Origin of the sequence: Erythrobacter insulae (assembly GCF_007004095.1) — a bacterium.
GTDB lineage: Bacteria > Pseudomonadota > Alphaproteobacteria > Sphingomonadales > Sphingomonadaceae > Erythrobacter > Erythrobacter insulae.
Genome location: NZ_VHJK01000001.1, coordinates 2,156,884 through 2,168,716, shown reverse-complemented (window position 1 = coordinate 2,168,716; position 11,833 = coordinate 2,156,884). Strand labels below are relative to the sequence as shown.

Sequence of the window (11,833 nt, the reverse complement as noted above, 5' to 3'; positions counted from 1 at the left end):
GTTAACGCAGGAGAGCGCATGTTAAAGAAAATCGGAAGGCTGTTTGTAATCAAGAACAGGTTCGAAGCCTTCGTGATTATCTATGCGCTGGCACTGGGCGCAATGTCGCGCGGGGTCGATTATCTTGAGCAATATCCCGGCGGATGGGGCTGGGCTCTGTTTGCGGCAACCAGCGGCGCGGTTTTCCTTGCGGGCGCGAAAATCCTTGATGGATTGAAAGCCGAAAAGGAATTGGCGGAACTGCGCGAAGGCGCAACCGGACCAAAGACCGTTTGATTTCGCAGTAGAAACATCGCTTATCCGGCGTTTGAATTGCTCAATCGTGCAAACGGGGCGAGCAGTTCGCTGCGGTCTGCTGCATCCAAATCGCCCTGCTCTACCGCTTCAATCGACCAGAATAGCGACGGTGCCTGATCATCGAGCATTGCCCATTCCGGGAACATGCGATCCTCACACGGCTCTTCCAACAGCAATTTAACATTGGTGTGGCGATCATCGGCCAGAATGCGGCCGAACACCCCATCGATTGCGTCATCGGGCCCTTCGATCAATTGCAGGTAGACATCATGGCGGCAAATCAAAGCGCCCGTGATGTCACCGCGCTGATTATTGCGCCGCGCCTGTAACAATATGCCCGAAAGCATTGCATTGTCGAAGCCGAAAGGCTGCGAGCGGTAGATCAATCGTTTTGCCAAACCGCGTCTCCTTATGTGGCCCGGACACCGGTCTAGGCGATGTTTAAGCCACCGCATAGCGTGTTGAAGGCGGCGGCCGCGTATTTCATCGCAGGGCAGTGAGGATTGAAATGATCGGCAGGGAACCGCCGCAGGGGACCGCCGCTCAAAGCGTCAGGTCTGCATTTTTCCCTGAGAAATGCCCGTGAGAAATGCCCGTGAGAAATGCCAGTGAGAAATGGTGAGGGTTTCTGTTGCTAGCTACCCCCGGAGCCCCGGAATCCGTTCTGTTGCCCGGTCGGTCCAACCGCGCTTTAGCTTTGTAAGATCAGGCCGTTAGGCCGTCAGATTACGCAGCGATTGCGAGTGCTTCGTTATCGTTTGCACTTATGAGTTGTGAACAGTTTTACGGGGTTTTCAGCCCGGGCAAAAACTACGCTTTTCAGTCCACGTCGATCCTAGTTCGTCCCCGTCAAAATCCTCTTTTAACAGAGGGTTATGGTGGAGACGCCGGGTACTGCCCCCGGGTCCGTTGTACCTATTGCACGCAGCAATTTATCGCCATAGTCGGTTGCCCGACACCTCTTACATAGGACTTGTGGCATGAATTGGAAGTGACTGGGTGTGATTCTCCGGCCGTTTCGCCGCGCCAATCAGGCGAAGTTTGTGTTTGCGCGGCCCGTCGGGACGCAAAGATGCAGAGGGCATCGCAATCCGGATGGCATGCGGACAAAAAAACGCCCGCACCCTTTCGGGCACGGGCGTTTTTTACGATAGCGCCAGTTTACTTCTTAAGCGCGTCACGAATTTCTGTGAGCAACTCGATTTCGCTCGGGCCTTCAGGCTCCGCAGGCGCTTCTTCGGCTGGCTTTTCAAAGCTTGCCTGCGCCTTGTTGGCATAACGCACCAGCATGAAGATGATGAAGGCAAGGATGACGAAGTTGATAACCGTCGTCACGAACGCACCCCATGCCAGCACATTCGCGCCCGCTTCACGCGCCGCGTCAAGCGACATGCCTGCTTCAACTTCACCCGATAGAACGATGTATTTGTTGCTGAAATCAACATCGCCGAAAATCGCGCCGACCAGCGGCATGATAAGATCGGCCGTCAATGACGAAACGATCACGGCAAAAGCGCCAGCGATAATTACCGCCACGGCGAGTTCCATTACATTGCCCTTGGCGATAAATTCCTTGAATTCGGTAAGCATTACGATCCCCTAGATTACGGTTCCAAGCCCCTCTTTTGCAGGTCTTTTCCCGCCTGCCAAGACGTCAGGATACAAGTTTACACTTCTTGAAAGGTCGCTAGGGTGTGCTATATGTACAATACAGGACTTAGCGCGGTTTTTGATTGAACGTGGCCGCGCTTTTTGGAGGGATATCAATGAATTTGAAGACTATGACCCGCGCTGCTTTGGTGGCAGCCGCATCGCTTTCGCTCGCAGCATGCGGCATCAACTCGGTGCCAGCCGCCGAAGAAGAAGCCAAAGCGAAATGGGCCGATGTCGAAGCGCAATTCCAACGCCGCGCGAATCTGATCCCAAACCTTGCCGAAGTAGCCAAAGGCGCCGCGGAAAATGAGCGCGGCATCCTGACAGAAGTTACCGAAGCGCGCGCACGTGCGACCTCCGTCACTGTGAGCGCGGATGATCTGGGCGACGAGGCGAAAATGGCCGAACTCGCGCAGGCACAGGGTCAATTGAGCCAAGGCCTTGGCCGTTTGCTGGCAAGCTTCGAAGCTTATCCCACGATCCAGTCGAACCAGAATTTCCTTGCGCTGCAAAGCCAGCTCGAAGGCACGGAGAACCGCATTTCTGTCGCGATCCGTGACTACAACGAAGCCGTGCGCAAATATAACACCACAATCCGCACCTTCCCCGACACAATCGGCGCAAACATCATCCACGGCGCAGAGCCGCTGGTCCCGTATTCGTCTGTTACAGAAGGCGCAGAGGAAGCGCCCGAGCTTGACCTGACGGCAAACTCGTAAGCGTGCTGCGCCCATTGCTCATCTTGCTCGCTGCGGCGGGGGCCTTAATTGCGTCCCCCCTCGCAGCGCAGCCGGAATTTCCAGAGCTGTCGGGCCGTGTGATCGACAATGCAGACATCATTCCTGCCGATGTCGAAGCGCAGCTTAACGCAAAACTGGAAGCCCTCGAAACGCAGTCACAGCGGCAATTGGTGATCGCGACCGTTCCCGATTTGCAGGGCTATGACATAGCAGATTATGGCTATCAGCTGGGCCGGGCATGGGGTCTTGGCGATGCGGAGCGCAATGATGGCGCATTGCTGCTTGTCGCGCCCAATGAACGCAAAGTGCGCATCGAAGTCGGCTACGGCCTTGAAGGGACGCTGACGGATGCATTGTCTGCATTGATCATTCAAAACATCGTCTTGCCTGAATTTCGCGGAGGCGATTATCCGGCGGGTATTGTCGCTGGCGCCGACGCCATAATCACACAGCTGCAATTGCCACCTGACGAGGCGCAACGCGTGGCGCAGGCCGCCGGGCAAGAGCGCGCAAGCTCCTCTCGCGAAGGCGGCTTTCCCGTCGGCACGCTTATCTGGATGGGCTTCCTCTTCTTTTTCTTCGTTCTTCCAATCCTGCGCGGACGCAGGCGCAAGCGCAAATACCGGTCTAAAGGCGAAGGCCCCTGGGGTAAGCGCGGCGGCGAGCGTGGCCGCGGCTGGGGCGATACCGCGAGCGACATCATTCTTTGGGAAGTCGGCAGCGCTATTGTGCGCGGCGCGCTTTCCGATGGCGATGATTGGGGCGGCGGCGGCGGCTTTGGAGGCGGCGGCGGCTTTGGCGGCGGCTTCTCTGGCGGCGGCGGATCATTCGGTGGCGGCGGCGCCTCGGGAGGCTGGTAGATCATGGGCTATCTGAACAAAGAGCAGCACAAGACCGTATCCGACGCTGTCGGCGAAGCAGAACTGAACACGTCTGGCGAGATCCTAACCGTGCTGGCAGATCGCAGCGATGACTATACGGATGTCGCGCTGTGGTGGGCGCTTGCAGGCAGTTTCACCATCATGAGCGTTTTCGCCGCCCTGCCCCAGCCATTCCTTGATTTTTGGGATAGTCTAATCGGCGGCTGGGGTCACGAATGGTCGATTGGCGAATTGGCCAGCATGACCATTGCGCTTGGCCTGATTACATTTGTGACACTGGTGCTGATCCAGATGTGGCAGCCGCTGAAATTTTTGTTTGTGCCAGGACCGGTCAAGACATCCCGCGTCCATGAACAGGCAATCAAGCATTTCAAAGTCGGCGCAGAACGCCGGACCCATGGGCGCACAGGAGTGCTGATCTATCTGTCCATGAGCGAACACCGCGCAGAAATCGTCGCGGATGAACCGATCGCCGCGATTGTCCCTGCCGAGGTTTGGGGCGAGGCAATGGGAGATATGCTGATCGAGATCAAAGCGGGTAATATTGCCGAAGGCCTTGCCGTGGGCGTACGCGATGTCGGCTTTGTCCTGTCACAACATTTCCCGCGCACTGATGATGATCAGAATGAGCTTCCAGACAGGCTGATCGAAGTCTAGGGCTATCGCCCATGAGTGACATTTCGATGATCCGCGATTCCGACGCTGACAAGCCCGAAGATATCCGTTGGGAAGGCAAATTTATCACGGCCAAGACCCGTGGCCGATGGGAATATGTAGGCCGCGCGCGGGGCATTCGTGCCGCTGCGATCATCGCGATTGATAAAGACGCAGACGGCACGCGTCATGTCATTCTGGTCAGCCAGTACCGCGTCCCGCTGTCACGTTTTTGTCTGGAAATACCCGCCGGCCTGATTGGCGATGATGATGGCAAAGAAGGCGAACTGGCCAGCGAGGCGGCAGCGCGGGAGCTTGAGGAAGAAACCGGATACCGTGCTGGCAGCCTCGATGTGCTGGGCGAATTCTATTCCTCCCCCGGCATGGTGTCCGAATGCTTTACCCTTCTACGCGCGACCGCCCTTACCAAAGTGAGCGATGGCGGCGGGCTCGCGGATGAGAACATAATCGTGCACCGCGTCGCGCTTTCGAACCTGTCACGCTTTGTTGCGGAATGGCGCAAAGCTGGTCACGCGGTTGATGTGCGGATAGCGATGCTCATGACACCGGAATATCTTGGAGAGGAAATCACATGACATCGACCCGACCGCAGCGCTGTGAAGGCAAATTGGCATTGGTAACCGGAGGTGCGCAGGGACTTGGCCGTGCGCATTGCATCCGGCTTGCGCAGGAAGGCGCGCGCGTCCTGGCCAGTGACATCAACGGGGCAGGCGCAGCCGAAACGGCCGAGATCATCAATGCGGAAATGGGCGCTGGAACGGCATTTTCGGTCGAGCATAACGTGACCGATCCGATGAGCTGGGAAGCCGCCGTCACTGCGGCTCGCGAGAACATGGGCGGTCTTAATGTGCTGGTGAACAATGCCGGTATCGGCGTGCCGGGAAATATCGAGGAATGTGATTTTGCTGATTGGCAGCGGTGTTTTTCGATCAATGTCGATTCCATTTTTCACGGCTGTCAGAAAGCCTTGCCTTTGATGCGCGACCATGCGCCCGGATCAATCATCAACATCTCCAGCATCGCCGGTCTGATCGCGAGCGACACCATGCCGGCCTATAACGCTTCAAAAGCGGCGGTCTGGATGCTGTCCAAATCGATTGCGCTCCACTGCGCGAAAAAGAACATGCAGATCCGGTGTAATTCGGTGCACCCGACCTTTGTCGATACGCCGATCCTGGATGGAACCGCACGCGCAGCTCAGCTGGACAAAGACGTGCTGCTGGAAAAACTGGCGCGGCAAATTCCGCTGAGATTTGTGGGTGAACCCAATGATATCGCCAATGCGGTGGTTTACCTCGCCAGCGATGAAAGCCGGTTCATGACAGGTGCCGAAATCAAACTGGATGGCGGTATTTCAGCAATGTAAAAGCCGATCGGCGCCGGGCCGGAATCAAGAGAGGGGCCAATCGGCCCCTCCCGGTTTGTTCAGATCGGTGCGCAGCGGTCCGAAAAACCAGGGCCGCTCTTTTGTTTGCTGCGCGATCAATCCGCGATCAGCGCAACTGCGAGATAGATCGGGATGGTCAAACCAAATCCGAGCAGTGTCGCGACAACCAATCCGATCCGCCAGATCGTTGCATCGATATCGGTAGCATTGGCCAGACCGGCGCACACTCCGAACAATTTGCCGTTGGCTTTATCAAGGCGATAGCCGGTCTGCGGCGGGCCACTGTTTTTGTTGGTCAGATTGTTCATGCGATGGCTCCTGTAGCGAAAGGAATGGCAGGGCTTGCCGGGATGATGGCTGTTGCCATCAGAATAACGGTGACGATCATCGCACCTGCACCAGCCACAAAGCGGGCGCTTGTCTGATTGCCGAGGTCGAAGAACGAGTACATGTGATTTTTCCTTTCGTTGAAATTTGCTGTGATCAGACCAGGCCGGGTGTGCCGGGAACAATTGCGTAGGCGAAAATGCCGGTCGAGAGGATCACTGAGAACGCTGCTGCGAAGAGGCGGTTGCCGGTGTCACTGTTAAACATGGGTTGGTTTCCTTTATTTGAGAGAGGCTTGACGATCAGACCATCAGCGAAGGGCTGGCAGGGATGATTGCGTAAGCGAAGAAAGCGGCGGAAAGAGCGACCGAGAAGGCGGCTGCGGCGAGGCGGTTTGAAAGGTCTAGAGCGAACATTTGGTATCTCCTGATTGAGTTATTTGTGTCTTTCGGGCCAATCCTTTGGGACACCCGATACATTGCAGGAGGTGTGCCAAACTTGAAAAATGGCGGAATTCTGCGGTTTACACGATTTGACAAGCTGAATGACAAGTTAACAAATCCAAACATTTGGGAATTTACACCATGTGTTGGGATTGGTGATTTCGCACTTTCTCAAGCTGGCCTTTACCGCAAGGAATGCTACCTGCTGTTCTTCCATGGCGCTGACCAAGATCACTCTTCAGAACTTTCGCAACCACGCCGCTTCGGAGCTGGCGGAAACTGCGCATTTCAATCTGCTCGTCGGAGAAAACGGGGCGGGCAAAACCAATGTGCTTGAGGCGCTTTCTCTATTAAGCCCCGGCCGAGGACTGCGCCGCGCCGCTTTAGGCGATTTGGCCCGCAAGCCCGACCCTGATGCAGAAGCGGGCGCCTTTGCGATTGGCGCGAGCTTGATCGAACAGGGCCAGACATCGGCGCGCATCGGCACTTATACAGAGGCAGACCGCCCTACCCGCCGCCTTGTCCGCATCAATGGTGCCGATGCCAGCGCAAGCGCCTTGTCCGAATGGCATGCGGTTTCATGGCTTACCCCGGCAATGGACGGCCTGTTCACCGATAGCGCTGGCGCGAGGCGGCGATTTGTGGATCGGATGGCGCTGGCGGTGGAGCCCGGCCATGCCAAGCACACCTCCTCGCTCGAAAATGCGCTGCGAGAGCGCAACAAGCTGCTGGAAACAGGCGGCGATGCGCGGTGGCTTGATGCTATTGAAGCGCAAGTCGCGCAGCACGGCGCGGTTGTGGCACAGAATAGAGCGCGGCTGATCACACTGCTTGCCGATGAGCTGTCCGCGCTCCCGCCTGAACCGTTTGCGCGTCCGATCCTGACTTATCGTCCGGGAGGCCCGATCGATGTGGCTGAATTGCTGGCAGAGCTGGCCCGCGCGCGGCCGCGCGACCGCGCTGCCGGGCGCGCGCTCACCGGGCCGCACCGCGATGAATTGGAGGTGGTGATGGCATCAAGCGGAGCTGCGGCGGCATCGTGTTCGACAGGCGAGCAGAAAGCGATGCTGATCGCGATCACGCTGGCGCATGGCGTCTTGGCGTCATCGGGGCGGCCCAGTGTCCTGTTGCTGGATGAGGTTGCCGCCCATCTTGATCCGGTGCGCCGCACGGAATTGTTCCGCAGGCTTCGCCAAGGCAAGGCTCAGGTTTGGATGACAGGCACCGAGCTTGCTCCATTTGCCGATATCGAAAGCGAAGCGGCGATCTGGCGCGTAAGCGGCGGAGAGCTGAAACGGCTTTAGGACGCGCCCTCCAGATCGCCTACGGGTTCGGGCAGAGCCGCCTCGACCTTTTCCAGGGTTGAGGAAACGAGCGTTTCAATCCCTTCGGCAGTGGGATGAATTCGGTCCGATTGGAACAGGGTCGGTTCCTGATAGATATCCTCCAGCCAGAACGGGATCAGGTCTGCATCATATTCCTGTGCCAAATCACCATACAACGCATCGAAGTCGGCCTGATATTCGGGGCCGTAATTGGGCGGCGCGCGCATTCCCATCAACAGCACAGGAATATCGCGGTCTTTCAATTCATCCATCATCGCCGACAGATTGGCGCGCGTTTCAGCGGGCGAAAGCCCACGCAGCAGATCATTTCCGCCAAGCTCAAGAATAAACAGATCAGGCTTTTGCTTCTGCGCATCCAGCGTGAAGGTCAGCCGTTGCAGGCCAGCAGCAGAGGTGTCTCCGGAAACGCCCGCGTTTGATATGACCGCATTGATGCCTTTGGAACGCAAAGCGCGCTCCAATTTCGCGGGATAGCTTTCGCCTTCGGACAGGCCGTATCCGGCAAACAGGCTGTTACCAAAGGCGAGTATTGTGACCTCTGGCCCCATCACGGGGATGGCTGGCAGATTTATCTCTTCGCTTGAAGCGCGCGTATCGGGAACCGCAGCGCCATCAGCGGCGTTTTCACTGCACGCTGCCAAAGCCAATGGCAGCATCGCGACCGCCACGCCGCAGCGCAGAGTACGTTTCATTTTCGACCAAGTGCTTTCCTGCATCTATCAGTCCCTCGGTTGGGTATCTTGTTGAGTGCCCTCCCCTATGCCATCTGGTGTCTGTGACCAATACTTCTTCTGGCGCTTCCCCCGCCATCTCCGCCCGCAATCTCACCCTGACCCTCGGCAGCGCCTCTGCTCCGGTGGACATTTTGCGTGGTATCGACCTCGATATCGCTAAAGGCGAGGTTGTCGCCCTGCTTGGTCCTTCGGGATCGGGCAAAAGCTCGCTCATGGCGGTGCTGTCCGGACTTGAGCGGGCCAGCGGCGGCACTTTGAACGTCGCGGGCGCAGACTTCGCAGGGATGGACGAAGATGGTCTGGCACAGGCGCGCCGCGGGCGCATCGGTATCGTGCTTCAGGCATTTCATTTGCTGCCCACGATGACCGCGGCAGAAAACGTCGCGACACCGATGGAGCTTGCCGGCGCACAGGACGCACAGCCGCGCGCCGAAGCCGAACTCGAAGCAGTCGGACTTGGCCACCGGATCGGCCATTATCCAACCCAGCTTTCCGGCGGCGAGCAGCAGCGCGTTGCCATTGCCCGCGCTATCGCGCCGCGTCCCGAACTGATCTTTGCCGATGAACCGACCGGCAATCTTGATGTGACAACCGGCGAAGAAATCGTGAAATTGCTGTTTGAGCGCCGCACGGCCTCTGGCGCGACACTGCTTATCATCACCCATGATGCGGCACTGGCCGAAAAGTGCGAGCGCGTTCTTACGATGGCAGACGGTGTGATTGTCTCTGACACTAAGAATGTGGCCGCATGATCGATGCTGGCGGCCTTGGCTGGAGCGGCGCGTGGCAGATTGCCCGCCGTGATCTCAATGCGCGGTTCAAAGGCCTGCGACTGCTACTGGTGTGCATATTCCTTGGCACTGGCGCTCTTGCCGCGATTGGTACGCTGACAGCCGCCATCGAAAGCGAGCTTGCCGCAAGCGGTCAGGAACTGCTTGGCGGGGATCTCGAAGTCGAAGTGTGGCAGCGCGACCTTTCCGAGGACGAGAAGACGACACTGGCGCAATACGGCACGCTTTCAGGCGGCACGCGTCTGCAAGCCATGGCATCCACCCTTGGCGAGGATGGCCGCGCCGCTCCGATTGAATTGAAAGCCGTAGACACGAAATGGCCGCTGTTCGGCACATTGACGCTGGCAGATGGTTCGCAGACCGGTGCCCCAACCGGAACCGACGCCTATCTGGCGCGCGGCGCGCTCGACCGGCTCGATATCGCCATTGGCGACACATTCCGCGTTGGCACGGTCGAATTGACCGCAGCAGGTGTGATCGAGAACGAGCCTGATCGCCTGTCAGAGGGTTTCCAATTGGGGCCAACCGTAATCGTGGCAGAACAAGTGCCCCTTGATGGCGGATTGCTGGCGCCCGGATCGCTTTACCAAAGCAAATACCGGATCGCCTTTGATGATACCTCCCGCGATCCCGGCGACGTCGAAGATGCGATCACGGAAATCTATCCCAATGCTGGCTTCGATTTCCGCACGCGGGACCGCGCTTCGCCCGGCGCGGACCGGTTTGTACGCCAGATGAGCGATTTTCTGACCCTTGTCGGTCTTGCCGCATTGGTCATTGCCGGGATCGGCATTGCGGGCGGTGTTTCATCCTATCTCGATCAACGCCGGGCCAGCATTGCGACGTTCAAAGTGCTCGGCGCATCATCGCGTGACATCATGCGCATTTACGCGCTGCAGATTGCGGTTGCTGCGATCATTGGCAGCATCGCCGGGCTTGTCGTGGGTGTTTTGATCACGCCGCTGCTCGGAGCCGCGCTTGAAGGTCTGCTCCCGGTCGAAAGCGGCTTTATCATCGAGCCTGCCCCGCTGATCCTCGCAGCGTCTTATGGTCTGCTGGTTGCGTTCGCCTTCGCCGCCGCCCCGCTTTTACGGGCACGCTCCTATCCCGCGATGGCTTTGATGCGCTCGCGCATTGTTCCGCTGTCACAAGACAAGCGCGCTTTGGCGGCAACTGCGCTGGGTATTATCGCGATCTGTGCGCTCGCGATGATCACCACCGATCAGCCGCTGCTTTCGGGTGGTTTCCTGATCGGAGCAGGCGGCGCTCTCATCATGCTCGCAGGGCTTGGGTTTTTGATCCAGTATGTCGCGCGCAAATTACCGCGCCCTTCCAATCCGCTGCTGCGCTCGGCTTTGTCCAACATTCACCGACCGGGTGCGCCGACAGGGGCACTGGTCACCGCGCTAGGATTTGGCCTTGCCGCCTTTGTCCTGCTTGCAGCAGTGCAATCCGCGATTGACGGAAATATTCAGACAAATGTTCCGCAGGAAGCGCCCGATTACTTCGTACTGGATGTTCCTGTCGAGGAAGAGAGCGCTTTCCGCGAATTGGTGACATCCCGGTTCAGCGATGCAACCATTCGCGCGGTTCCGACCCTTCGCGGCGCGGTTTTGGCTTATGGACCTAAGGATGACATGATCCGGGTCGCCGATCTTGAAGAACTGCCCGAAGGCGCCTGGATGCTGAACGGGGAACGCGGCATCACCTATGCTGACAGCCTGCCTCCGGGCAGCCGTGTGGTCGAAGGCGAATGGTGGGACGCAGATAACAGCAGCGAACCGGCAGTTTCCATCGACACGCAATTCGCAAGGGCTGTCGATCTCGAAGTTGGCGATTACCTGACGATCGGTATTCTGGGCACCGAGCGCGATGTCCGCATTGCCAATTTCCGTGAAATTGATTGGGAGAACATGGGGTTCAATTTCACCATGGTTTTCTCCCGCGATGCGATATCTGATGCGCCGCACAAACTATCCGCAACGATCGACCTGCCCGATGGCGCTGATCCGGTAGAACAGGGCGCGATGCTGCGCGATATGGTGCAGCAATTCCCTTCGACGTCCGTGGTCGAAGTGGGCCAAGTCTTGAACGATGCTCGCACTATCCTGCAACAGGTGAGCCTGGCGACGCTCGCCGCTGCGGCCGTGGCCGTTCTGGCGGGCCTTGCGGTGCTTATGGGCGCGATCGCCGCCGCCCGTGCTGCGCGGACCTATGACACTGTGGTTTTGCGCGTACTGGGCGCCAGCCGCCGCCAAATCCTGATGATGCAGCTTGCCGAATACGGTCTGATTGCGCTCGCGCTCGCTCTGGTCGCTCTCGGCCTTGGATCTGGTCTGGCGTGGGTGATCATCACGCAGTTGTTCGAATTCGATTGGCTGCCCAATTGGGGCGAAGTGCTTGCTGTGCTGGGGCTTGGGTTATTTATGGTGCTCGCCTTTGCGCTGGGCGGATCTTTACCGTTGCTACGCGCAAAACCGGCGCAGGCGCTAAGAGAGCTGTAAACACAAACACAAAAGAGCGGAGCTGCACGCCCCGCTCTTTTGCTATTCCTGTTTG

16 protein-coding genes and 1 other RNA gene are annotated in these 11,833 nt (G+C 58.0%); 9 read left to right on the top strand and 8 right to left on the bottom strand.

Annotated elements, in window-relative coordinates; all coding sequences use genetic code 11:
- Positions 1 to 18 precede the first annotated feature (18 nt).
- Positions 19 to 276, top strand: coding sequence for a hypothetical protein (locus tag FGU71_RS10135; protein ID WP_142788455.1), 258 nt, complete (start codon positions 19 to 21; stop codon positions 274 to 276).
- Positions 277 to 296: 20 nt separating this feature from the next.
- On the opposite strand, the gene FGU71_RS10130 is transcribed toward FGU71_RS10135, so the two are convergent.
- From FGU71_RS10130 to mscL, 3 genes are all read right to left on the bottom strand, one after another.
- Positions 297 to 695, bottom strand: a complete 399-nt coding sequence (locus FGU71_RS10130; RefSeq protein ID WP_199799172.1) for a BLUF domain-containing protein — start codon at positions 693 to 695, stop codon at positions 297 to 299.
- A 255-nt stretch (positions 696 to 950) separates the two neighbouring features.
- Positions 951 to 1,292, bottom strand: a transfer-messenger RNA (tmRNA) gene (gene ssrA, locus FGU71_RS10125).
- Positions 1,293 to 1,458: 166 nt separating this feature from the next.
- On the bottom strand, positions 1,459 to 1,887 hold the full coding sequence (mscL, locus tag FGU71_RS10120) for a large conductance mechanosensitive channel protein MscL (protein ID WP_142788453.1): 429 nt from the start codon (positions 1,885 to 1,887) through the stop codon (positions 1,459 to 1,461).
- A gap of 176 nt (positions 1,888 to 2,063) precedes the next feature.
- Here mscL and FGU71_RS10115 point away from each other — a divergent pair, with 176 nt between their 5' ends.
- Genes FGU71_RS10115 through FGU71_RS10095 form a run of 5 tightly spaced genes read left to right on the top strand, consistent with a single transcriptional unit; the run spans position 2,064 to position 5,612 of the window.
- Positions 2,064 to 2,669, top strand: a complete 606-nt coding sequence (locus tag FGU71_RS10115; RefSeq protein ID WP_142788452.1) for a LemA family protein — start codon at positions 2,064 to 2,066, stop codon at positions 2,667 to 2,669.
- A 5-nt stretch (positions 2,670 to 2,674) separates the two neighbouring features.
- The gene (locus FGU71_RS10110; protein WP_407644410.1) at positions 2,675 to 3,550 is read left to right on the top strand and encodes a TPM domain-containing protein; all 876 of its coding nucleotides are present in this window, start codon (positions 2,675 to 2,677) and stop codon (positions 3,548 to 3,550) included.
- Between the two features lie 3 nt (positions 3,551 to 3,553).
- Positions 3,554 to 4,228 carry a TPM domain-containing protein gene (locus FGU71_RS10105; RefSeq protein ID WP_142788450.1) on the top strand — a complete coding sequence of 225 codons (675 nt, stop codon included), beginning with the start codon at positions 3,554 to 3,556 and terminating at the stop codon, positions 4,226 to 4,228.
- Between the two features lie 11 nt (positions 4,229 to 4,239).
- A complete protein-coding gene (locus FGU71_RS10100; RefSeq protein WP_185960271.1) occupies positions 4,240 to 4,821 on the top strand; it encodes an NUDIX hydrolase in 582 nt (193 codons plus the stop codon).
- Positions 4,818 to 5,612: an SDR family oxidoreductase gene (locus FGU71_RS10095; RefSeq protein WP_142788449.1), complete on the top strand. Its 795-nt coding sequence runs from the start codon at positions 4,818 to 4,820 to the stop codon at positions 5,610 to 5,612. Before FGU71_RS10100 ends, FGU71_RS10095 begins: the two co-directional genes overlap by 4 nt.
- Positions 5,613 to 5,728: 116 nt before the next feature.
- Here the strand turns inward: FGU71_RS10095 and FGU71_RS10090 are convergent, their stop codons facing one another.
- From FGU71_RS10090 to FGU71_RS14180, 4 genes are read right to left on the bottom strand one after another with little or no spacing between them, the layout of a single operon-like run.
- Positions 5,729 to 5,941, bottom strand: a complete 213-nt coding sequence (locus FGU71_RS10090) for a PspC domain-containing protein (RefSeq protein ID WP_142788448.1) — start codon at positions 5,939 to 5,941, stop codon at positions 5,729 to 5,731.
- The gene (locus FGU71_RS14125) at positions 5,938 to 6,084 is read right to left on the bottom strand and encodes a hypothetical protein (protein WP_185960270.1); all 147 of its coding nucleotides are present in this window, start codon (positions 6,082 to 6,084) and stop codon (positions 5,938 to 5,940) included. Before FGU71_RS14125 ends, FGU71_RS10090 begins: the two co-directional genes overlap by 4 nt.
- Positions 6,085 to 6,116: 32 nt before the next feature.
- Complete coding sequence (locus FGU71_RS14185; RefSeq protein ID WP_199799171.1) at positions 6,117 to 6,227, bottom strand: enoyl-CoA hydratase; 111 nt, start codon at positions 6,225 to 6,227, stop codon at positions 6,117 to 6,119.
- A gap of 35 nt (positions 6,228 to 6,262) precedes the next feature.
- The gene (locus tag FGU71_RS14180; RefSeq protein ID WP_199799170.1) at positions 6,263 to 6,376 is read right to left on the bottom strand and encodes an enoyl-CoA hydratase; all 114 of its coding nucleotides are present in this window, start codon (positions 6,374 to 6,376) and stop codon (positions 6,263 to 6,265) included.
- Between the two features lie 242 nt (positions 6,377 to 6,618).
- On the opposite strand from FGU71_RS14180, the gene recF reads away from it, so the two are divergent.
- Positions 6,619 to 7,707, top strand: coding sequence for a DNA replication/repair protein RecF (gene recF / locus FGU71_RS10085; RefSeq protein ID WP_142788447.1), 1,089 nt, complete (start codon positions 6,619 to 6,621; stop codon positions 7,705 to 7,707).
- On the opposite strand, the gene FGU71_RS10080 is transcribed toward recF, so the two are convergent.
- Complete coding sequence (locus tag FGU71_RS10080; protein WP_142788446.1) at positions 7,704 to 8,441, bottom strand: arylesterase; 738 nt, start codon at positions 8,439 to 8,441, stop codon at positions 7,704 to 7,706. The genes recF and FGU71_RS10080 overlap by 4 nt on opposite strands.
- Positions 8,442 to 8,524: 83 nt before the next feature.
- Between FGU71_RS10080 and FGU71_RS10075 the strand changes: the two genes are divergently transcribed.
- Complete coding sequence (locus FGU71_RS10075) at positions 8,525 to 9,235, top strand: ABC transporter ATP-binding protein (RefSeq protein ID WP_407644403.1); 711 nt, start codon at positions 8,525 to 8,527, stop codon at positions 9,233 to 9,235.
- Entirely contained in the window at positions 9,232 to 11,778 is a 2,547-nt protein-coding gene (locus FGU71_RS10070; RefSeq protein ID WP_142788445.1) for an ABC transporter permease, read from the top strand. Before FGU71_RS10075 ends, FGU71_RS10070 begins: the two co-directional genes overlap by 4 nt.
- Positions 11,779 to 11,833 lie beyond the last annotated feature (55 nt).